The sequence below is a fragment of the Bacillus sp. IBL03825 genome (genome assembly GCF_024712505.1).
GTDB classification, from domain to species: Bacteria; Bacillota; Bacilli; order Bacillales; family Bacillaceae_G; genus Bacillus_A; species Bacillus_A wiedmannii.
The window spans coordinates 1,832,113-1,853,353 of record NZ_JAMXKE010000001.1 but is presented as its reverse complement, the minus strand read 5'-3'; the positions used below and the strand labels follow the sequence as shown (position 1 = coordinate 1,853,353).

The following is a 21,241-nucleotide window of genomic DNA, read 5'->3' as shown; positions in this document are numbered from 1 at the left end:
TATTTTGCAATACTATTTTCAAACTTTTCATTTATTTTATAAATATACATTTTTTAACATAGAAATAGACTAAAAAACCAACATGGTCATCCATGTTGGTTTTTTACATTTACTATCAATTAAAATTTTGCCGCTACTTTCTTAACGTTCTCTAAACCTTCTTCAACAATTTGTTGTGAACGATCTGGATATTGATTGTGCCCTTCAATTACAACAGTCTCTGGATTTGTAATTCCCCAGAACCCAAGCACATTCGTTACATAATTAACCGCCATTTCCATAGGAGCCATTTGTTCTGAAGAATAATCCGAACCACGCGCACCTAATACAACGACTTTCTTATCACCAGCTAAACCTACTGGGCCATTTGCTGTATATTTAAATGTTTTTCCAGCTTGAGATAAGTATGAAATATATGTGATTAATGGTGCTGGCACTGTGAAGTTCCATAGTGGGAACGCAAATACAACTTTATCAGCTTCTAAAAACTGATTTAAATATTGATCTACCTTAGCTACAGCCTTCTCTTCTTCTGCTGTTAACTCCATTCCTTGACTACGTTTATATCCACCTGAAATCGCGATATTTCCGTAATACGGCAGATCTAATGCGAATAAATCTAACTCCGTAATTTCTGTATTTGGGTTCGCTTCTTTATAAGCACTTACAAATGTTTCATACATTCTTGAACTAACTGCTTGCTCCGCCGGACGATCGTTTGCTTTTACAAATAATACTTTTGACATTGTTTTATTCCCCTCTACTTTTGTATTTTCTTCTTTTTTACCAAATAATGAGCTAAATAATCCCACTTTCTTCACCTAAACTTTCTTATCATATTCATTATTCATCATCATAAAAATTCTTATTCTAGTAAAAAGTTCCAATAGATACCTTAAGTAAAAACACAAAAAACTTTTTGTTATTTAATTACCTTATGTAAGTGATTGTAATACAGTAACTTACTTTAGTCAAGTAACTTTAAATAAAAAATAATATCTCGGATTAAAAATAATGACCACAATACAATTCATACACCAATTGTAACTTTATTGTTTGTATAATGGATGTAGAGAGGGCAATTCATATTTAGAAAGGATTTACTCATGAGCACTATAGAAAAGATTCAAACTTTTATTATTCTTTTTGCTGTTACATGCGGCATCGTACTCGGACAATTTCATTTGATACATATGTATTCAGAGCAATTTATTGTCCCCTTCTTATTTTTCATGCTGTATGGATTATTCCTCAGCATTCCATTGAAAGAAATAAAAAATGGATTCCGCAATTTAAAATTTGCTGGAACGAGCCTTACTATTAATTTTTTATGGACACCTTTACTCGCTTGGGGATTAGGAGCACTATTTCTTTCCGACCATCCAGCACTTTGGGTTGGATTTATTATGTTAATGGTTACTCCATGTACAGACTGGTACTTAATCTTTACTGAAATAGCGAAAGGAAATGTAGCACTTTCTACTGCCATTTTGCCTGTAAATTTAATTTTGCAAGTACTACTCCTTCCCATTTATTTATTTTTATTTGCTGGTGTCATGAAGACTGTAGCGGTTTCTGTTTTAGTAGAAAGTATTGTTATCGTAATCGTCTTACCATTTGTACTTGCACACGCTACAAAATTCATTATGTATAAAATGAAACAAACTGAAACACTCGAGAATAAACTCATTCCGTTTTTCAGCTCTGCGCAAATTGTATTTTTAAGTTTAGCAATTGTAGCGATGTTTGCATCACAAGGTAAATATTTACTACAAAATATGAATGTTGTTTTACTATTACTCATTCCTGTTCTATTGTTCTTCATCATTAATTTTGTACTTGGACAATTTATCGGACGCATGATGCGTTTATCTTATAAAGATACAGTTAGTCTAAGCTTAACAACATTAGCAAGAAACTCGCCTGTTGCACTCGCTATTGCTGTAACAGCTTTTCCAGACGAACCTCTTATTGCACTTGCATTAGTGATTGGACCATTAATAGAACTACCAGTACTTGCTTGTGTGTCACAAGTGTTATTACTTATTAAGAAAAAAAAGCAATATACATAATAAAAAAACGTCCTACTTTGGGACGTTTTTTTATTTTAGAGAACTTATAGAAGTAACGATCATTATCGACTCTAAGGATTTTATACGTGATAGAAAATTAGCTTGTCGTTACATTTACTATGTCTTTCTAATTAAAAATTATAGGAAAAGTAAATATTACGAAAGCTGCCCAAAGTCCGTAGATTGGCAAATACTTCGTAACAGCATCTTGAATAGCTGTCGGTCCTGATTTGTTTTGTAGAAAACGCATATAGGAAAACATAATCCAAATGAGATTTGCCCAAATCAGTATGTTTACGCCTAAAACAGCAAGTCTATTAGGTGTAATCCCGTAAGAAGAAAGTCTGAATACGATGGCTGATAATGCGACAGTGTCAATAATAAGCGCCAGAACAATTAAGGCAAAATTTATATAATCTGAAATGCTCTTTTTCTCGTCTGAATCACTCTCAACGATAGAAAATATAGTAACAGCCAATACACCAAGGAGTATTACGTTGAAGGCCATTAGGAAATCACGATCCAAGAATGGATTTTTCGCGACCCAAATTACCGTTATAAGATAAATAAACAATGTGATCAGGACGAGAGGACTAAAAATTTTAGATATGTATAGTGTAATATTTTTAGCAAGTTTAAGATTCAATGATACTAAGTATGCAGCCACTACAGCGAGAGCGGCAGCTCCAAATAATACAACATTACTAAAATAGAATTCTCCTATATCCAAATCAACAAAGCTAAATAACTTCATGGTGAATACTGCTAGTATCATTCCGCTCACTGCCATGCTCGCGTAGAGAAGACAATATTCTAAATTAAATTTAATATAAGCTAATCTTGTACTGCCTTTTGAATATTCATTTCCCGTAAACGCAAGTCCCAATAAGACCCATAACAATATAGGAAGATGTAAATACGCAAGGATACTGCTGTCTTTATAATTTAATGGCAACATATTAAGATACAACCCGGCAATTAGGAACAACGCTGCAAGGAAATAAATAATACTTTTTTTCGGAGTATTATTGTAAATAAAATAAGCAGCAATAAAGGGAATTACACCAAAAGCCAAGTTAATTGGAGCAATTGCTTCCTGCTCGACAAAGTGGAAAATGATTCTAGTGCTTAGCCCAGCTAGAATAGCTAACATGCCCATGAATAAGAAACCTTTTTGAAACAGCGATATTTTTTCTTTATCTGCCGTCTCCTTGAAATGCAACCTTTCATACCAAGCAGCTAGCACCTGAGAATCAGGATTTTTATCCCATGCTTGTGAGAATGACTTTTTAAAAGCTTTCGGGTCTTTTCTATACATTCTCTCCAACTCATGAGGATTATCCATATTTTCAATAATCAAATTGTTAATGTCCATATTTATACCTCCTCTAATTAAAAAATAAAGTTGTTACCTTTTCCATAAAAAGCACCACACTTATTTATTATGTTTTTGATTTTAATATAATTTTTATCGTTTTACAATAAATTTTTATTAATTCATACGATATTTTTATTGCATATTTTCACAAATATTAGTGTAAGCTACTTTCGGTTGTGCTCTTAATTGCTTATTTCCATTTTCTAATTCCTTATTTTCCCTTTATATAAAAGAAGTTCCCTATAAAATAGATTTTTTCAGTGTCTACTCTATAGGGTACAGTTTAATTGGCATACTTTTTTATTTGTTGAAACCACTTGTCCCAAAGTAAAGAACTTTTTCTTCCGAATTTTTATGCTTCATAGTTTTTTAAAATTAAAATACCTGACATAAAAAGTACCTTCACCTATAAAGGAATATTTTTTCACCTGTAAATTGTAAAATGTACCTTATGACTCACGAAATAGTAATGATAAATATATAAGTTTCCTAGCCAAAAATAAACTCTAAGCAATCCTAAAATATCTAATCTTCCTTTATATATTTTCATCCACTTTAAATAAGATAACAGCAACTTCGATTTGCTTTTTACTACTCTTTTATGAATCAGTATCTTTTAAAATAATCACATTTTATTTACCACATTAGAAATTTGTTTATTATGAAAGTAGACTTTTTCTTCTAAGTATTTCGCTACTTCTGGTTTCAACCCTTGATATAGGCTCGTTAACATTTTTATTTTAGCAATAGTAGCTCTTTTATTACTAAATTTATTTTCTAACACATATTTAAGATGAAGAACAAAACTCAAAGTTTCAAAATGTAAGAGAAAATGAAAATGTCCAGAGATAAAAAAGAATTTTAATTTACAATAAATTCTTTTAAAACATAATAAATTTGTTTAAAAAATGCTGGTCATGTTATTTAACAATTGGGCCATTTAATAGAATAACTCCTTATACAATTTATTTGAATTTAATTAATCTAAAGGGGGATGACCCACCATCATATTTTCTAGCTACCATCTATCATAGTGGTTCCACACCCTACCATAAGACCGTAAAAATACTTATTGTGTGGACCTTTTTGGATTAGTGCAGGTATGTAAAAATTTTAGCAATGGTATGAATATAGTGTTTAACGCCTTTAAGCTTACAGACGGCCGTCCTGTATAGTCTCCCTTATGTGTTGGAAGTTAATTAATTCCCTAGGAAGACGAAAAAAAGTCTGCTCTTAAAAAGTTCACAATCAGTGGGCAATCGGTTTAATGAGCTACTTGAAACGATCATTGAAAATTCACCTAAAGTGGGGGGAAATGATGTATAGACCAATATGGACTGAAATTAGCCTTAGTAATATTTCACATAATATTAGTGAATTTCGAAAAATAATACCTAACTCAACAATAATAATGGCCACCGTAAAAGCGAATGGTTATGGGCACGGTGCTGTCGAGGTTTCCCAAAAAGCGATTAATAGTGGAGTGGATTATCTAGCGGTGGCCAGTTTAGAAGAAGCTATTAAACTACGAAAATCAGATATTCAGGCACCTATACTTATACTTGGATACACACCTCCATCAGCATCGAATCATGTTGTTTATTGGGATTTAACACAATCAATTTTTGATATGGAACATGCAGAAGCTTTATCAAATTCTGGGCAAATCTTAGGAAAACAGGCAAAGGTTCACGTCAAAGTCGATACAGGAATGGGACGATTGGGACTTCAAGCAGAAGGAGCAAGTGATTTTATCCATATCGTGTCAAAAATGGATGGCCTTTATCTAGAAGGAGTCTACTCGCATTTTGCTACCGCAGATGAAGCCGACATACGGTATGCAGAAAAGCAAAAGAACCGATGGAGAAGGTTATTGGAAGAATTGGAGAAACAAAAAGTTTCTATTCCCATATTTCATATTGCCAATAGTGCTGCAACAATAGAAATGCCAGATATGACCTACGATATGGTTCGTATTGGTATTTCAATGTATGGCCTTTATCCATCTAAAGAGGTGAATAAAACAAAAGTTAATCTTAAACAAGCAATGCAGTTAAAAACCAAAGTCATCTATATCCAGACACTTGAGAAGGGAGATGGCGTATCATATGGAGCAACTAGCGTTGAAAGAGATAAAGCAATTATTGCAACTATTCCAATTGGTTATGCAGATGGGTATTCGAGGCGATTATCTGGAACGGCTTATGTCCTTATACACGGACAAATAGCTCCTGTTTTTGGTAGAATATGTATGGATTTTTGTATGATTGATGTTACTGATATTAAGGATGTAAATATTGGTGATGAAGTGGTAGTTTATGGAGGTCAAGGGGATTATTTCATATCATTAGATGAAGTGGCAAATATGTTAGGAACCATATCGTATGAAGTTGCTTGTAACTTGGGTCAGAGAGTTCCTAGAATTTACAAATAACCAGCTAAAGACAGTATTTATCATAATTATCTCAATTGTTATGTATTAGGTCACTATGTTGAAAAGATATGAAATGGATGTAGCTTCATAACCCTTTTTCCAGAATAAATACGTAGCTTTATTCAAAACATGTTCTTTGTTAATATTTATACTTCTACCTAATTTACAACACTCCCATTCATATAATTTATTTTGAAATCAAGCCTTCCATTCATGAGATTTTATTTAATGTTCAAATCAGAATTTTAACAGAATTAACGGAAAATTATTTCCTTCTGATTTTCCTCTAGCCTAGTTAATTGTTCCCCAGTCTAATTAATTTTTCCTTTTGGACACTTCAATTGGACCAAGCTATATTAAATTGATATGGTGGAAAATTGTTTCCACCATATACAATGCACCTTCATACCCAGATGTTCCAGATAAATATAGCTTGACTAATTGTAGAAAAAGCATGACATAAATTTGTCATGCTTTTTCTTTTCTATAAATATTTTTTCAAACCTAGTCTGTTACAGAAGCTTTTACTCAAGAAAGAACTTTTTTATTTATTGACACCACTTAATTCTCAAATACAAAATTCATCTTATTATCTTTCCACTCTAACTTCGCATCAAATGTTTTCTCGCCCTTTTTAAAGCCTTTAATTAAATCGGTCTTTTCACCTTTTAAGAGCTTTGTCATATTTTTTTGCGAAATTGTTTTGCTTAATATTTTCTTTGAGATGGTAAAATCACATTGCGTCGTATTGTAGTTAGAACAACCGTAAAACGTTGACTTATCAATCACATCGCCATCACATTTTTTACAGCTACCTACCTTTTTACCTGTTGTAAATTTCGATCCTTTTCGTTCAATTGATTCAACATGTAATCCAGTGAAATCCCATTTCTCCGACATTTCTACCGCATCTTCAATAATTTTAGCTGATAGCTTTTTCGTTTGTTCCATAAATGTAGCTGGTGAAGCTGTGCCTTCACCAATTTCCGCAAGGCGCTGCTCCCATTTCGCTGTCATTTCTGGTGAAGCTAATATTTTGTCTCCTATTGCGGTAATTAATACTTTCCCTTTATCGGTTGCATACACTTGGTTCTTCTGCACATCTATATATTTACGGTCTTTCAGCATCGTAATAATACCTGCACGCGTTGCCTCTGTACCTAAACCTTCTGTTTTCTTTAATACTTTCTCCAGCTCTTCATTCTCTAAATACTTACCGGCCGTTTTCATTAACGTAATAAGTTGTCCTTCTGTATAACGCTTCGGCGGCTGTGTTTTTCCTTCTTTCACTTTCACCTTTACAACTTTTCCTTGTTCACCTTCTGCGACAATTGGAAGAATTGTTTCGTCATCTTTATCGTCTTGGAAAATAACTTTACGCCAACCTTCTTGAATTTGCTGTTTTCCTTTTGAAATGAATTCAGCACGTTCGTCTACAAGAGTTGTAATCGTTGTGTAGTCAAAGATTGCTACTTCATAATGCGCCGCAATCAGTCTTCTTACGATCATATCGTAAATTTTCTTTTCATCACCTGATAGTTTACTTGGATTTGTAACTTGCTCTGTCGGAATAATAGCGTAGTGATCTGTAACTTTTTTTTCATTCACATAACGCTTATTATTCATAATCGATTCAACTGGAGCTGGTAATAAACCTTTATATTCATCAAATTGACTTAACTTCTGTAAAATATCAGGGAACGTCGCTGCTTCTCCTTGTGTAACATAGTTAGAATCCGAACGCGGATAAGAAACTATCCCTTTTTGATATAGTGCTTGTGTTATATCAAGCGTCTTTTTCGGTGAAAATTTAAAAGCTTTATTAGCTGTCGCTTGCAGTGCTGATAAATTAAATAAAAACGGCGGCTGAAACTCTTTACGCTCCGTTTTCATTTCTTTTACTACGGCCGGTTTCCCTTGGCAAAATGCTGCAATTTTATTTGCCATATCAGGGTCTTGTAAGCGAGATTCATTGTCTTTCTCCCATTTCCCCTCATACTTCTTTCCTTCTATATTAAAGGTTGCAAACACTTCCCAAAATGGCTCTGACTTAAAGTTCTCTATTTCTTTTTCACGCTTTACAATTAATGCAAGTGTCGGTGTTTGTACACGACCAGCTGAAAATACATCGTTCATTCCTTTTTTCTTTAGCAAAATACTAAAGACACGCGATGCATTCATACCAACGACCCAATCCGCACATGACCTTGTATACGCCTCATAGTACGTATTAATTGTATCTGATTCATCAAGCAAGTTTTTAAACCCTTGGTAAATAGCTTGCTTCGTTAAAGATGAAATCCAAAGACGCTTCATCGGCTTTTGCACGTTGCAAAGATTAATAATGTTTCGTACGATTAATTCCCCTTCACGCCCAGCATCGCCCGCATGAATAATTTCTGTTACCCCCGGATTATGTAACAGCTGTTTCACAACGTTAAACTGTTTATACTTCGACTTTGTTACTTCAAATTGAAAACGCTCTGGAATCATCGGTAACGTATTAAGTGACCATTTTTTCCACTCTGCGTGATAATGCTCTGGATTACATAACTGCGTCAAATGACCAATTGCCCATGTACAGTACGCTCCATTTGGAAATAACTCATTCGCTTCTACTTCTAAATATCCATCTTTCCGGCGATATTTAAATTGTGAAACAAGAGCCAAACCTTGATCTGGTTTCTCGGCAATAATTAATTTCATTTTATAACTCCCTATCTGTATTCCAGTGTTACTTTCATTGTCTATCTGTTTAGAGGCGATGATAAAACAACAATCTTATTTATCATTCGCGGTTTGTCTCGCAAATGGGAGACCTATAATATTATACGCTTATTCTTTATGGCTTCACAATAGAAACTCTTCATTTAACTCTTACATTCACATGCTCATAATTAAAAAGACGTCCCAAAAAATCAGAAGCCTTCTTGCTTACATTTATGAAATTGTGCAGATAATATGCAGATATAAATAAGCATAAGTACTCTCCATATGAACATATGATGAAATGAATGATAGGACAGGGAGGTATCATAATGTTCGCTTACACATTAACCGCCTTAACACTTTGTTGTATCTCGATTCTTATTACATCATATATATCTAAACTCAAGGGTACCCTAATGGAGTATATGGTATTTATTATGTCTTTTAGTATGAGTACGGGTTTAAGTATCGGTTTTTATTTAGGTATTCTTTTTAAAGGTGAATTACTATATTCTACTTTGCTTGCGATTTTAATTAGTAGTTGTATCGGTTTTTTAGTCGGTCTACGGTTTCACCTATTTACTGCTTTAGAAGGAATGTTCTCTGGATTAATGGCAAGTATGATGGGAGCAATGATTACAGAAATGTTAAACGCTCAACAAGCTCATAGTATACTGTTTATTAGTCTTTTACTTACGATAACAATAACTATGTCATGTATGATTCAACTTTTATCAGAAACTTTTTCTACTTTTATTCAACGGCGTTTTTTGTTATTACTATCAATTAGTGTGGTAATTATCGTTGCCGTATTCGTGACATTCCCAGATCATACTCCCCCACCTTCGTCCGGGCATGATCAACATATAATACATTGACATTTGGAATATAATTGAAGATGCTTTTCGAGGAAATATCGCGGTTTAAAATGAACAAAATAAAAAGACGCTCAAACTTGAGCGTCTTTCCCGATCATTATTTCGTAACAACTTCATCTTCTTTTACATTCACATTATTTTCTCTCATAAACGCTTCAATCTCTTCCACTTCTCTAATAATATCTTTTGACAAGTTTTCATGTCCGTCTTTCGTTACAAGAATATCATCTTCAATACGAATTCCAATTGATTCTTCTTCAATATAAAGACCAGGTTCAATTGTTATTACCATACCTTCTTCTAACACTCTATCTTTATATGTTCCTACATCATGCGTATCTAAACCAAGGAAATGGCTAACACCATGATAATAGTATTTTGATAACTCTTCGTCTTCTTGAATTAAGCCAATTTCTTTACACTCTTCTGCTAGTACCTTTTTTGTATGCTCATTTAATGCAGCAAACTTTACTCCTGGCTTAATGAGTTCCGTTGTTTCTTTCAATGCTTTTAATACAATATTATACATTTGTTTTTGGCGACTAGAGAATGTTCCATTTGCCGGGAATGTATAACTAATATCAGCGTTATAGTAGTCTTTTTGAGCGCCTAAATCTAGCAGTACTAAATCACCATTTTGAATTTGTGCATCATTGTCTTCATAATGAAGAACTGTAGCATTTTTTCCACTTGCCAAAATTGTATTGAATGCATGATGCTTAATGCCAGATGATTTCAGTGTGAAATCAAACTGAGCTTCTAATTCATACTCCATCATGTCAGCTTTTGCATGCTTAAGTACGTTGTAAATGCCCTCTTTCGTTACAGAAATTGCTTCTTTAATAATTTCAACTTCTTCTTCTGTTTTAAACACTCGTAATTCACAAATATTCGGATATACATTACCAATTAAAACGTGTGGATACTGTTCTCTTACATGTTTAGCAAAAGCATGCGTTTTGGTCTCCGTACCATTCCACTCACGACGCTCTAAATCTAAATATAGATGCTTCACATTTTCTGTAAAAAGTATATTTGAAATTGTCTTTTCAAAGCTATCTAAATATACAACTTTCTTTATACCTGAAATTTTCTCTGCTTCTTTGTTAGAAACTGTTTTACCGACCCATTTTTCCATGACTGGATCCGATTTTTCAATGAACAGTGTTTCTTCAACACTATTTCCAAACTTCTTCAACATGAAAATAACATTTGGTTCCTCGATTCCTGTTACATAGTAAAAATTTCGATTCGGCACAAATTTATAATGTGCATCCGCTGACATATGAGGTGCTTGTCCAGCAAATAAAATAGTAATAGATTCATCTGGTAATGTGTTTACTAATCGTTCTCTATTTTGAGCAAAAAATGTTGATTTCATAATATTCCCCCTAGCGTTCTATGTATACTGGTAAATCTAATTACCCAATACAATTCATTCTATTATTGTTATAATTTTTCGTCAATTAATAGTACTCATAGTGAAAGGAAATTTTTCATTACTAGGGCCACTTACAATCGAAATTATGCATACCACTCCACAATTTCTTGACATTTATTCCATATACTTAAAATCTCATATATAGGAAAGGAGCTACTACTTTGAAACATTATGTAGCAACAAGACTAGCAATTACTTCTTTATTGTTCATTACAGGATGTTCTAGCAACGCCGAAACAGCACCAGTGAAGAAAGACACGGTGCAATCTCAGCCAAAACATACAGAAACAGCAAATACAATTCCGCAAAACTTCTATAAGGAAACTACATTTGGAAAAATCGAGCACATTCACGGAATTGGCTATGCAGGAAATATGCCTGGGGTTTCTATCGCCACTCATAGCGGGATAAAAGTTTATCAAAATGGAAAATGGCTTGAAACTAAGACTGAGCTACATGATTATATGGGGTTTCAGGCAACGAAGAACGGATTCTTTGCCAGCGGCCATCCTGAACCAGGTGCAAATTTAAAAAATCCTTTAGGATTAATGAAAAGTTCTGATGGCGGTAATACCCTCGAGAAGCTAGCGTTTTATGGAGAATCTGATTTTCACAACCTTGCTGTTGGATATAATACGGAAGCAATTTATTTATACAATGAGCGTCCAAATTCTAAATTACAACAAGGTTTTTATTTCAGTACGAACAACGGACAAGATTGGAAAAATAGTAAGTTAAAAGGTCTTTCAAGTACAATTCATTCCTTTTCCGTACACCCTGATCAATCTAGTGTAGTCGCGGTAAGTGCTAAAGATGGTGTTTACTTATCTACAGATTACGGAAATACATTTGAACTATTGTCTACATCACTTGAATCGACAGCAGTTACATTAAGTAATGAAGATGTTTTTTACGCCCCTATCAATAAGCAAATGATAACGAAGAAATCAATTGCTACAAATGAAGAAACAAACCTACAAACTCCATCTTTAGATTCTAAAGATACAATTATGTACATATCACAAAACCCTCAAAATTCAGCTGAAATAGTATTTGCTACAATGAAAGCAAATGTGTTCATTTCTACAGATGAGGGTAAAATGTGGAAGCAGATTACGAAAGAGGGAGCATTCCAATTTAATTAGAAAGGTGAATATAACGTGTTTTCAACAATTAGTGAATGGAGCTACCAACTCATGTCTCCTTTAATGGATGTCGCGAATGCTACGAAATCAGTACCTCTTTTATTTGCATTTTTATTTGGCGTAGTAGGTACCCTTGCTCCTTGCCAATTAACAGGAAACATAAGCGCTATTACACTTTATGGCAATCAATCTTTACAAAAGGGACATGCATGGAAACATATATTGTTATTCATTTCAGGAAAAATAATAGCTTTTACAACGCTTGGACTATTCGTATGGTTCTTAGGAAAAGAGTTTCAGCAAATATTAACTTTGTACTTCCCGTGGTTACGAAAAATAATTGGACCTTTATTAATTTTAATGGGGTTAATGTTGGCAGGTATTATAAAGAGCAGAAATTTCTTCTCGATCAAATTTATACGAAAACAAAGTGAAGTCAGCTCATTTTTACTTGGATTTTTCTTTTCGTTAGCTTTATGTCCAACTATGTTCGTTCTATTTTTCGGAACGTTAATCCCTTTATCTTTATCATCTAATTATGGGTACTTGTTTCCGACATTCTTTTCAATAGGAACTGCTCTACCAATCGTTGTCCTTATGTTCATCATCTTCTACCTCGGATTAAACGGAGCATTATTGAAAAAGAGCCGAAAAATAGGGAAAATTATTCAGCTTATAACCGGTGTTCTTCTGATATTCATCGGACTTTATGATACTACTCTTTATTGGTAATATATACAAAAGGTAAGCTTCAGTGAAATGAGCTTACCTTTTGTATCATTTTTTCTTTTGTTGTAGTTGATTTAGTAAATTCTTAACAAATTCTAAGAACAGCGGATCATTCTCTTTTTTAGGTGACCATTGCATAATAAGTTGTCGTGGAATTTTAATTTCTATCGGTTGCACGATAAAGTCATGAATGATTTGTTTATGCAGTCCTGATAACGGAACGATTGTTATACCGTTAACTTGTAAAGTAAGTGCTAATGCCGAGCTAATTGACTCTGACTCCATCACTTTATTAACTGTTATTTCATTTTTCATCAAATATGGTTCAAGTACTTCTTTACAACCAGAAAGCGGCATAATAAAAGGATAATTTTTCAACTCTTTAATAGTAAGGTTAGGTGGAATAGTCTTTGAAGAAACCATAACATAAGGATCTTCACCAATAACTTCATAATGAAATCCTGGTATTAAATTTTCTTTTATAGAAATAGAAAAATCAGCACTTCCAGAAGACAGCCAATCTAATACTTCTTGATAGCTTCCTTCTCGAACTGCAAGCACGTACTGACTTTGATCAATATTACCTAGTTGGATACACTCCGCCAAACAATATACAGTAACGGAAGGATACGTAGCTAGTACAATCTTATACAAGCTTCTATTTTTTAATTGTAAAACTGTTTCTTCAAGGTTTTCATACTCCATTAGAAGTCGATCTACACAAACTAAAAATTCCTTTCCATTTTCAGTTAACATCGTTCCTTGTCTAGAGCGATCAAATAAAGTTAAAGCATATCGTTTCTCTAATTTGTTTATGATATGAGTTATAGCGGGCTGTGTCATATGTAATTCTTTCGCTGCTAAACTAATGCTGTTCAACCGAGCCACATTTTTAAAAACTTTAAAATCAAAAACGTTCATTCTGTTCTCCTTATATAAAAGATATTTATATCATCTATAAATATCCTTCATTATATTTATCAAACCACTTCAGATACACTAATTATACACCATCAATATTACGAAAAAATAAAGCATATAAACATTAGAGGAGTGTTGATTAAATGAGTACTTACATTTTAATACATGGAGCATGGCAAGGTGAATGGGCATGGGAATTAGTAAAACCTCAACTAAAGGCTTTCGGACATACAGTTGTTACACTAGACTTACCTGGAAGTGGAAAAGATATGACTCCATCACAAAATATAACGCTAGATTCTTATGTTAATGCAGTAACAGCTACTATAAATCAACAAAATGAAAAAGTTATTCTTGTTGGACATAGTATGGGTGGAATTGTAATCACGCAAACAGCTGAACTTATACCAAATAAAATCGATAAATTAGTATATCTTTGCGCATTCTTACCACAAAACGGAGAAAGTCTTGGTAGTAAATTAGATGGTGAAGCTGGTCCACAATTCTCAATTAATGAGAATGACATGACTGCAGAACTTATACCAGAGTTGACTGAACAAACATTTTCAAATGCTACAAAAAATGCAGCTATTAAAGAATCTTCTTTCAAACAAATGCGTCCTCAGCCACTAGGACCGTTTCAACAAGAGCTAAAAATTTCTGAAGAAAACTTCGGAACTATAGATCGCATTTATATTGAAACAACTCTAGATAGAGCGATTCCAATTGATTTTCAGCGCCGAATGAATACAGAAACTCCTTGCGCGAAGGTTATTACTTTAGAAGCTGATCATTCACCGTTCTTCTCTAAAACATCAAAACTTGTTAGTCACTTACATGAATTAAGCTAAGCTTTATATTTTCCTTGTAGACACCCACTTACTGTAATACGGGTGTCTACTTTTCTTTTACCCTTCTTGACATATTCATATAAAAAAGTTAAAATAACTATAAATTAGTAAGTAACTAATTTAATTTAAAATTAGAGGTGAAAGAAATGAAAAACATTTTATTCCGTATTAACGAATTATCAAAAAAAGAAAAAGCATCTGGATTAACAGTTGATGAAAAACAAGAACAACAAATATTGCGTCAAAACTATACAAAAACATTTCGTGGAAGCTTAGATTCCATTTTATTAAACACAAAAATTGTTGATCAACATGGTCTTAACGTTACACCAGCCGCATTACAAGATGCTCAAATACGTTTAAAATTAAGCAAATGAAATCAAAGCTAAACAAACAATCGTATAAAACATAAAAAGAGCCGGAATTCCTATTTAGAAATTCCAGCTCTTTTTATTGTTTTTTCTAATTTAACATATAAACGATACATCGCAATTCTCCACGATACAATCATCGCAAATGCGAGCAAGAAAAACATTCCGCTTAACTCTGCTAAATCAATTGATTGACTTAAATATGATTTTAACGCTACTCGTACAGCCAATAACCCGACTAAAATAAATATGAATGCTTTTGACGGTTTCATATATATATGTTCGCTTCTTATTTCAAACTTAGTTGTTTTAATAAGAAATATAGAGAAAATAAGTCCTATACTAATCGCCTCTACTATTTCTAACGATGTTAATCGAAACTCCGGCAAGAAGTACATCATTGCGCCGGTACTCATAAAAATTGGCGGTAATATAATTTTCTTTTTCGTTACCGGTTTTTTCGCTGCTTTAAAGCGAAGAAACATTACTCCAACAGCCATACAAACCGCTATAATACTTGATAAAAGTGCTATCATATTCTCCACTCCTATCTATTTAAATGACTTTTTGAGCAAAATCATAAACCAAACGAACCCGATACTTATAATAACATGACCTAATCCAGCCATATGGCTTAAACCGTTAAAGTCAGTTCCATTTACTTGTAGTAGACCTCTCCATAGCATTGTAGCAATAGTAAAAATTAATCCTACATTATAAACAACAAACCATGCACGAAAGCTCTTTGTTTCTTGTACATGAAACACTTTACATAAAGCTAAAGCAATTAAAAAGAATACGAAACCGAGCACTAATACATGTGTATGCACCAATTGCAACATTGTGGATCCTTTAATTCCTTGTGCTTTCGTATACTCTCTTGCAAATACTCCTGATAATAAACCGATAATTAAGTAAATGAATGCTGCATTATATAATCTCTTCATTTTATTCCTCCTGCTGTAAACTTTCTATATTCACTGCAATCATTTTACGCAAAGTTTATGAATGGAATATGAACAAAATATTACATTCAATTTTTGAAAATAAAAAAGCCATTCCACAATTAATAATTGCGGAATGGCTTTTCAACTTATTTTAAATCTTCTATTGAGAAAGCACCTGGAAGTAATTGCTCAACAGTTACTTCTTTTTCATCACCTTTTACATTCGTTAGTAATACAGGCATTGTCGGTTCACAGAACTCAGCAATTACTTGTCTACAAGCACCACATGGTGAAATTGGTCCGTCCGTTTCGCCTGTAATAACTAAGTAACTAAAATCGCGCTCCCCTTCTGATACTGCTTTAAAGATCGCTGTTCTTTCTGCACAGTTACATAAACCGTAAGAAGCATTTTCTATATTACAACCAGTATAGATTTTACCTTCTTTCGTAACTAATGCTGCACCAACAGGAAATTTCGAATACGGAATATATGCTTTTGCTAACATCTTATTTGCTTCTTCGATATATTTTTTCTTATCCATATTATTTCCTCCTCAAAGTAAATGTAATGATGATTAATCAGTAATAACTGTATGAACTAATTTAGGAGCCACTGCTGTTTCAGCGATAGAAATGTTTTCATAAATTTTAGCTTTTACATCTTCTACATTTTCGCGATTTGCATAAATCGTTACGAACGGCTCGCCTTCTTTTACTGCATCGCCCACTTTTTTACGTAACATTAATCCTACCGCTAAATCGATTTCATCTTCTTTTGTTGCACGACCAGCACCAAGTAACATAGCAGCGATACCGATTTCATCTGCAACAATGTTAGAAATAACACCTGAAGTTTTTGCAGGTACATCAATTACATACTTAGCTTGTGGCATTTTTTCTGGATTGTCTACAATCGAGCTGTCTCCGCCTTGGTTGCTTAAGAACTCTTTAAATTTCTCAGTTGCTTTTCCATTTTTCATAACTTCAATTAACATTTCACGAGCTTCTTCTAATGTACTTGCTTTTTTCGCAAGTACAACCATTTGGCTACCTAATACGAGTACTAATTCTGTTAAATCTTCTGGACCTTCACCTTTTAAAGTATCAATCGCTTCTTTCACTTCTAGAGCGTTACCAATCGCAAAGCCAAGAGGTTGTGACATATCTGAAATAACAGCCATCGTTTGACGTCCTACGTTATTTCCGATACGTACCATTGCATGTGCTAATTCTTTTGCATCTTCTTCTGTTTTCATAAATGCGCCAGCACCTGTTTTTACATCAAGTACGATCGCATCAGCACCAGCTGCTATTTTTTTACTCATAATTGAACTTGCGATTAAAGGAATCGAGTTTACTGTTCCTGTTACATCACGAAGTGCATAGATTTTTTTATCTGCAGGTGTTAAGTTTCCTGTTTGTCCAATAACAGCAACTTTGTCACGGTTTACAATATCAATGAACTGCTCTTTCGTAATTTCAACGTGGAATCCTTCTACCGCTTCTAATTTATCAATTGTTCCGCCCGTATGTCCTAAACCACGACCAGACATTTTTGCTACCGGTACATCTAAAGCAGCTACTAATGGTCCTAATACTAATGTTGTTGTATCACCAACACCGCCAGTTGAATGTTTGTCTACTTTAATTCCTTCAATTGCTGATAAGTCGATTGTTTCTCCAGACTCCACCATTGCCATCGTTAAATCTGCACGTTCACGATCTGTCATATCTTTAAAGAAGATTGCCATTGCAAGTGCACTCACTTGATAATCAGGAATACTTCCGTCTGTATATCCATTAATAAAGAATTTGATTTCTTCAGTCGTTAATTCTTTGCCATCACGTTTTTTTGCAATAATATCTACCATTCTCATTACAATCACCATTCCTTTTTATATGATATGAATCTATTAAAATAATAAGCCAACGATTGTTGCTGATAAGAAACTTACTAATGTTGCACCGAAAAGTAATTTCAAACCAAATCTTGCGACTACATTCCCTTGCTTTTCATTTAAGCTCTTAACTGCCCCTGCAATAATTCCAATTGAAGAGAAGTTTGCAAATGAAACTAAGAATACAGATATAATCGCTGTCGTTCTATCTGAGAAATTAAAGTTGCCTTGTGCTAAATCTGTCATAGCGACAAATTCATTTGATACTAATTTTGTTGCCATAATATTTCCGGCATTAACTGCTTCATGCCAAGGTACACCCATAATAAATGCAAATGGTGCAAATACATAACCAAGAATTTCTTGGAATGAAATACCGATTACACCTTTAAATACTGCATTAATGAATGCGATAAGTGCAACGAAACCGACTAACATAGCTGCTACTGTAATCGCAACTTTAAATCCGTCTATAATATATTCTCCTAATACTTCAAAGAAAGTCTTTTTCTCTTCTTCTTGTACTTCTAACATATCTTCTTCTTCAGTAACTTCATACGGATTAATGATAGAAGCGATAATAAAACCACCGAATAAGTTAAGCACTAAAGCGGTTACAACATATTGTGGTTTTAATAACACCATATACGATCCAACGATAGACATTGAAACGGTAGACATTGCAGATGCACATAATGTATACATTCTTTTCTCTGGCAATAAGCCTAATTGTTTCTTAACTGAAATAAACACTTCAGATTGTCCTAAAATTGCAGAAGCAACAGCGTTATATGATTCTAATTTCCCCATTCCATTTACTTTACTTAATGCTAGACCGATAGATTTCACAATAATAGGTAATACTTTAATATGTTGCAAAATACCTATTAAAGCTGATATAAATACGATCGGCATTAATACACTTAAAAAGAACGAAAACTCTTTTTGATTTACTAATCCACCAAATACAAAATTCACACCGTCAGCGGCATATTTTAATAGCTCTCCAAAACCATCTGCTATTCCGCTAATTAATACATTCCCTACACTTGTATTTAATAATAAAAACCCCAAAATGAATTGTAATATAACCATCGTTATGATTGGGCGATATTTGACTTTCTTTCTATTATTACTAGCAAGCCAAGCGATACCTAAAATCAATACGAGGCCAAAAATACCAATTAAGTATTTCATAAGCCGTCTCCTCCCATTCGTATCCGCTTACATTCTTTTCAATTGTTAGAGCAATAGATACACTTTATTTTGTGTATCTATTGCTTTTGACTTCATTAATGATTAGTAGTTATCTGTAGCACCTTTTGCATCATTTAATACGATTGCAACACTAGCACTTGCTCCAACGCGAGAAGCTCCAGCAGCTACCATTTTGTCTGCATCTTCACGTGTACGAACGCCACCAGATGCTTTTACACCAACGTTTGGTCCTACTGTTTTACGCATTAATGCGATATCTTCAGCAGTTGCTCCGCCAGTTGAGAATCCAGTTGAAGTTTTTACGAAGTCAGCACCAGCTTTTACTGATAATTCACAAGCGCGTACTTTCTCTTCATCTGTTAATAGGCAAGTTTCAATGATTACTTTTACAAGAGCTTTTCCTTTTGCTGCTTGTACTACTTCATAAATATCTTTTTCAACGAACTCATTGTCACCGTCTTTTAAAGCGCCTACGTTGATTACCATGTCAACTTCAGTTGCACCTTTTGCGATAGCATCTTTTGTTTCGAAAGCTTTTGTTTCAGTCGTGCTTGCTCCTAATGGGAAACCGATTACAGTACAAACATCTACACCATGTCCAGCTAATTCTTCAGCAGCTAGCTTTACCCATGTAGGATTAATACAAACAGAAGCGAATTTATATTCCTTTGCTTCTTCGATTACTTTCATAACATCTTCTTTTGTAGTATTAGCTTTTAAAATTGTATGGTCAATTAACTTTGCAATATTCATTATCTTCACTCCTCATATCTTTTAACAACTTCATTCTAACTCTTAGTTGAACAAATGTAAATATACTTTTGAAATTTTGTTCATACTTTTTTAGAAGGAATCTCTTGTAGTAAATAAAGCGCATTCTAACTAAGAAACACTTCATATATAAAATGAAAACTTTTATATTAACAATGGTAGTATGTATCTCAATATCCATAATTATTTTTAAAAAGGCAATTTGTATTCAAAAACACTCCCATAATTCATACATAGTAAAATAAAAGGCTTTCTCAAAATTAAAATCTTGAGAAAGCCTTTTATTTCTAATCTTTTTGATAATGTAACAATTCCTTCGCTGTATGCTGATCTATAATTAATACATTTGCATACCCGCCACGTAACGCACCATCAATTGCTTTTATTTTTCTATTACCACCAGCAACTAAAATAGAGCGTTTCTTTAATTTCAGTTCTTCTAGCTCAATTCCAATGGTCCGCTGATTAATTTCTTCACTACTAATATTTCCGTCCCCATCAAAGAATCGTGAACAAATGTCACCGACCGATTGTTTTTTGAGTAAACTCGTTTCATCCTTATCGAAATAACCTAATCGGAATAATAGTGCTTCGTCTCTCACTGTTCCTACAGTGAAAATAGCAATATTCGCTTGTTTTCCCATTTCGATAATGTGATGAATATGTCGATCCTGCTCTACTAATTCTTTTGTCACTGCATTATCAAATATAACTGGAAGGGGTAGATTTCTTGGCGTCGTTTGAAAAGCATCTGCAAATAAAGCAATAGTCTCATTCGCATATGTATTTACACTTGAATGACTAATACCACCTTTTAACTGAACAACTTCTACACCTTTTACATGTTGTGGTACAATTTTTCTAGCGATTTCATACATCGTCATTCCCCAGCTTACACCAACGATATCACCATTTTTAACCGTCTTTCCCATATACTCAGCTGCATATTTACTAATATACTCTGTAATCGTTGCATATTCTGGCACTGGAGAAAATACGACATGTGCCTCTAACAAGTTGTACTTTTCTTTTAGTAAATTCCCAACGTTATCTAAATCAGCAAATGGATCGGCTATACTAATTTGAACAAATCCTTTTTCTTTCGCGTACTTTAATAGTCTAGAGATAGTCGGCCTTGAAATATTTAATTTGTTAGCAATTTCTTGCTGACTATAATCTGACTGATAATATAACCTTGCAACTTCAACGCTTAATTGTTGTTTATCTTTATCCATAGCAACTCGTTACATATCCTTTCCTGTATTTCCTTTTCGTTACAAGCATTATACAGCTTTATGCAAGAAATTTCGACTACCGAATTTTATCCGCCTATACTGCTACTTCACTTAATGTATGCAATGACACTTTAATCAATGGTTTTTTGTCCATCCCCCTACCGATTATCAGCCCGACCCTCATAATGTAAGATTTTTTCTTATAAAGCAAACCGGTCAGGTTATTGAGGAACTTATTTTTTA

The 21,241-nt window shown here is 33.6% G+C and carries 19 protein-coding genes; 7 read left to right on the top strand and 12 right to left on the bottom strand.

Translation table 11 applies throughout. The annotated features are described in order from the left end of the window. Positions 1 to 119 precede the first annotated feature (119 nt). Positions 120 to 812 (bottom strand): FMN-dependent NADH-azoreductase, encoded by a 693-nt coding sequence (locus NHG49_RS09750; protein WP_000522525.1) that lies wholly within the window; start codon positions 810 to 812, stop codon positions 120 to 122. A gap of 294 nt (positions 813 to 1,106) precedes the next feature. Here NHG49_RS09750 and NHG49_RS09745 point away from each other — a divergent pair, with 294 nt between their 5' ends. Next, positions 1,107 to 2,072 carry an arsenic resistance protein gene (locus NHG49_RS09745; RefSeq protein ID WP_064476391.1) on the top strand — a complete coding sequence of 322 codons (966 nt, stop codon included), beginning with the start codon at positions 1,107 to 1,109 and terminating at the stop codon, positions 2,070 to 2,072. A gap of 127 nt (positions 2,073 to 2,199) precedes the next feature. Here NHG49_RS09745 and NHG49_RS09740 read toward each other — a convergent pair whose 3' ends face one another. Further along, positions 2,200 to 3,447 carry a DUF4153 domain-containing protein gene (locus tag NHG49_RS09740; RefSeq protein WP_258125873.1) on the bottom strand — a complete coding sequence of 416 codons (1,248 nt, stop codon included), beginning with the start codon at positions 3,445 to 3,447 and terminating at the stop codon, positions 2,200 to 2,202. Between the two features lie 1,321 nt (positions 3,448 to 4,768). On the opposite strand from NHG49_RS09740, the gene alr reads away from it, so the two are divergent. Then, entirely contained in the window at positions 4,769 to 5,884 is a 1,116-nt protein-coding gene (alr, locus tag NHG49_RS09735; protein WP_064476393.1) for an alanine racemase, read from the top strand. 561 nt (positions 5,885 to 6,445) lie between these two features. Here alr and topB read toward each other — a convergent pair. After that, positions 6,446 to 8,590 (bottom strand): DNA topoisomerase III, encoded by a 2,145-nt coding sequence (topB, locus tag NHG49_RS09730; protein WP_064476394.1) that lies wholly within the window; start codon positions 8,588 to 8,590, stop codon positions 6,446 to 6,448. Between the two features lie 332 nt (positions 8,591 to 8,922). On the opposite strand from topB, the gene NHG49_RS09725 reads away from it, so the two are divergent. Continuing rightward, the gene (locus NHG49_RS09725) at positions 8,923 to 9,471 is read left to right on the top strand and encodes a hypothetical protein (protein ID WP_088048519.1); all 549 of its coding nucleotides are present in this window, start codon (positions 8,923 to 8,925) and stop codon (positions 9,469 to 9,471) included. A 97-nt stretch (positions 9,472 to 9,568) separates the two neighbouring features. Here the strand turns inward: NHG49_RS09725 and NHG49_RS09720 are convergent, their stop codons facing one another. Further along, positions 9,569 to 10,852, bottom strand: coding sequence for an aminopeptidase P family protein (locus tag NHG49_RS09720; RefSeq protein ID WP_222661004.1), 1,284 nt, complete (start codon positions 10,850 to 10,852; stop codon positions 9,569 to 9,571). 221 nt (positions 10,853 to 11,073) lie between these two features. Here NHG49_RS09720 and NHG49_RS09715 point away from each other — a divergent pair, with 221 nt between their 5' ends. Then, positions 11,074 to 12,057 (top strand): F510_1955 family glycosylhydrolase, encoded by a 984-nt coding sequence (locus tag NHG49_RS09715; RefSeq protein WP_222661002.1) that lies wholly within the window; start codon positions 11,074 to 11,076, stop codon positions 12,055 to 12,057. Between the two features lie 15 nt (positions 12,058 to 12,072). Further along, positions 12,073 to 12,789, top strand: a complete 717-nt coding sequence (locus NHG49_RS09710; RefSeq protein ID WP_258125869.1) for a sulfite exporter TauE/SafE family protein — start codon at positions 12,073 to 12,075, stop codon at positions 12,787 to 12,789. A 45-nt stretch (positions 12,790 to 12,834) separates the two neighbouring features. On the opposite strand, the gene NHG49_RS09705 is transcribed toward NHG49_RS09710, so the two are convergent. Next, positions 12,835 to 13,707 carry a LysR family transcriptional regulator gene (locus NHG49_RS09705; RefSeq protein ID WP_064476398.1) on the bottom strand — a complete coding sequence of 291 codons (873 nt, stop codon included), beginning with the start codon at positions 13,705 to 13,707 and terminating at the stop codon, positions 12,835 to 12,837. A gap of 143 nt (positions 13,708 to 13,850) precedes the next feature. On the opposite strand from NHG49_RS09705, the gene NHG49_RS09700 reads away from it, so the two are divergent. Together NHG49_RS09700 and NHG49_RS09695 are read left to right on the top strand one after the other, a co-directional pair. Beyond that, positions 13,851 to 14,558 carry an alpha/beta fold hydrolase gene (locus NHG49_RS09700; protein ID WP_258125867.1) on the top strand — a complete coding sequence of 236 codons (708 nt, stop codon included), beginning with the start codon at positions 13,851 to 13,853 and terminating at the stop codon, positions 14,556 to 14,558. Positions 14,559 to 14,704: 146 nt separating this feature from the next. Further along, positions 14,705 to 14,935, top strand: a complete 231-nt coding sequence (locus tag NHG49_RS09695; protein WP_064476400.1) for a DUF896 domain-containing protein — start codon at positions 14,705 to 14,707, stop codon at positions 14,933 to 14,935. Positions 14,936 to 14,985: 50 nt separating this feature from the next. On the opposite strand, the gene NHG49_RS09690 is transcribed toward NHG49_RS09695, so the two are convergent. The 7 genes from NHG49_RS09690 to NHG49_RS09660 form a co-directional block, all read right to left on the bottom strand. Next, complete coding sequence (locus NHG49_RS09690; RefSeq protein WP_064476401.1) at positions 14,986 to 15,465, bottom strand: CcdC family protein; 480 nt, start codon at positions 15,463 to 15,465, stop codon at positions 14,986 to 14,988. Between the two features lie 15 nt (positions 15,466 to 15,480). Continuing rightward, a complete protein-coding gene (locus NHG49_RS09685) occupies positions 15,481 to 15,876 on the bottom strand; it encodes a DUF2871 domain-containing protein (protein ID WP_064476402.1) in 396 nt (131 codons plus the stop codon). A gap of 146 nt (positions 15,877 to 16,022) precedes the next feature. Next, positions 16,023 to 16,418: a cytidine deaminase gene (locus NHG49_RS09680; protein WP_064476403.1), complete on the bottom strand. Its 396-nt coding sequence runs from the start codon at positions 16,416 to 16,418 to the stop codon at positions 16,023 to 16,025. Between the two features lie 33 nt (positions 16,419 to 16,451). Next, positions 16,452 to 17,753 carry a pyrimidine-nucleoside phosphorylase gene (locus NHG49_RS09675; RefSeq protein WP_064476404.1) on the bottom strand — a complete coding sequence of 434 codons (1,302 nt, stop codon included), beginning with the start codon at positions 17,751 to 17,753 and terminating at the stop codon, positions 16,452 to 16,454. 36 nt (positions 17,754 to 17,789) lie between these two features. Beyond that, positions 17,790 to 18,971 (bottom strand): NupC/NupG family nucleoside CNT transporter, encoded by a 1,182-nt coding sequence (locus tag NHG49_RS09670; RefSeq protein ID WP_064476405.1) that lies wholly within the window; start codon positions 18,969 to 18,971, stop codon positions 17,790 to 17,792. 102 nt (positions 18,972 to 19,073) lie between these two features. Next, on the bottom strand, positions 19,074 to 19,745 hold the full coding sequence (gene deoC / locus NHG49_RS09665) for a deoxyribose-phosphate aldolase (protein WP_064476406.1): 672 nt from the start codon (positions 19,743 to 19,745) through the stop codon (positions 19,074 to 19,076). Positions 19,746 to 20,050: 305 nt separating this feature from the next. Next, positions 20,051 to 20,998, bottom strand: coding sequence for a DNA-binding transcriptional repressor DeoR (locus NHG49_RS09660; RefSeq protein ID WP_064476407.1), 948 nt, complete (start codon positions 20,996 to 20,998; stop codon positions 20,051 to 20,053). Positions 20,999 to 21,241: the final 243 nt, after the last annotated feature.

What these genes read in the sequence shown, in the direction of transcription:
- NHG49_RS09725 (WP_088048519.1), top strand. Translation starts at nt 8,923, where the DNA reads ATGTTCGCTTACACATTAACCGCCTTAACACTTTGTTGTATCTCGATT.
- deoC (WP_064476406.1), bottom strand. Translation starts at nt 19,745, where the DNA reads ATGAATATTGCAAAGTTAATTGACCATACAATTTTAAAAGCTAATACT.
- NHG49_RS09705 (WP_064476398.1), bottom strand. Translation starts at nt 13,707, where the DNA reads ATGAACGTTTTTGATTTTAAAGTTTTTAAAAATGTGGCTCGGTTGAAC.
- NHG49_RS09740 (WP_258125873.1), bottom strand. Translation starts at nt 3,447, where the DNA reads ATGGACATTAACAATTTGATTATTGAAAATATGGATAATCCTCATGAG.
- NHG49_RS09745 (WP_064476391.1), top strand. Translation starts at nt 1,107, where the DNA reads ATGAGCACTATAGAAAAGATTCAAACTTTTATTATTCTTTTTGCTGTT.
- NHG49_RS09685 (WP_064476402.1), bottom strand. Translation starts at nt 15,876, where the DNA reads ATGAAGAGATTATATAATGCAGCATTCATTTACTTAATTATCGGTTTA.
- topB (WP_064476394.1), bottom strand. Translation starts at nt 8,590, where the DNA reads ATGAAATTAATTATTGCCGAGAAACCAGATCAAGGTTTGGCTCTTGTT.
- NHG49_RS09695 (WP_064476400.1), top strand. Translation starts at nt 14,705, where the DNA reads ATGAAAAACATTTTATTCCGTATTAACGAATTATCAAAAAAAGAAAAA.
- NHG49_RS09720 (WP_222661004.1), bottom strand. Translation starts at nt 10,852, where the DNA reads ATGAAATCAACATTTTTTGCTCAAAATAGAGAACGATTAGTAAACACA.
- NHG49_RS09660 (WP_064476407.1), bottom strand. Translation starts at nt 20,998, where the DNA reads ATGGATAAAGATAAACAACAATTAAGCGTTGAAGTTGCAAGGTTATAT.
- NHG49_RS09680 (WP_064476403.1), bottom strand. Translation starts at nt 16,418, where the DNA reads ATGGATAAGAAAAAATATATCGAAGAAGCAAATAAGATGTTAGCAAAA.
- alr (WP_064476393.1), top strand. Translation starts at nt 4,769, where the DNA reads ATGTATAGACCAATATGGACTGAAATTAGCCTTAGTAATATTTCACAT.
- NHG49_RS09690 (WP_064476401.1), bottom strand. Translation starts at nt 15,465, where the DNA reads ATGATAGCACTTTTATCAAGTATTATAGCGGTTTGTATGGCTGTTGGA.
- NHG49_RS09700 (WP_258125867.1), top strand. Translation starts at nt 13,851, where the DNA reads ATGAGTACTTACATTTTAATACATGGAGCATGGCAAGGTGAATGGGCA.
- NHG49_RS09670 (WP_064476405.1), bottom strand. Translation starts at nt 18,971, where the DNA reads ATGAAATACTTAATTGGTATTTTTGGCCTCGTATTGATTTTAGGTATC.
- NHG49_RS09675 (WP_064476404.1), bottom strand. Translation starts at nt 17,753, where the DNA reads ATGAGAATGGTAGATATTATTGCAAAAAAACGTGATGGCAAAGAATTA.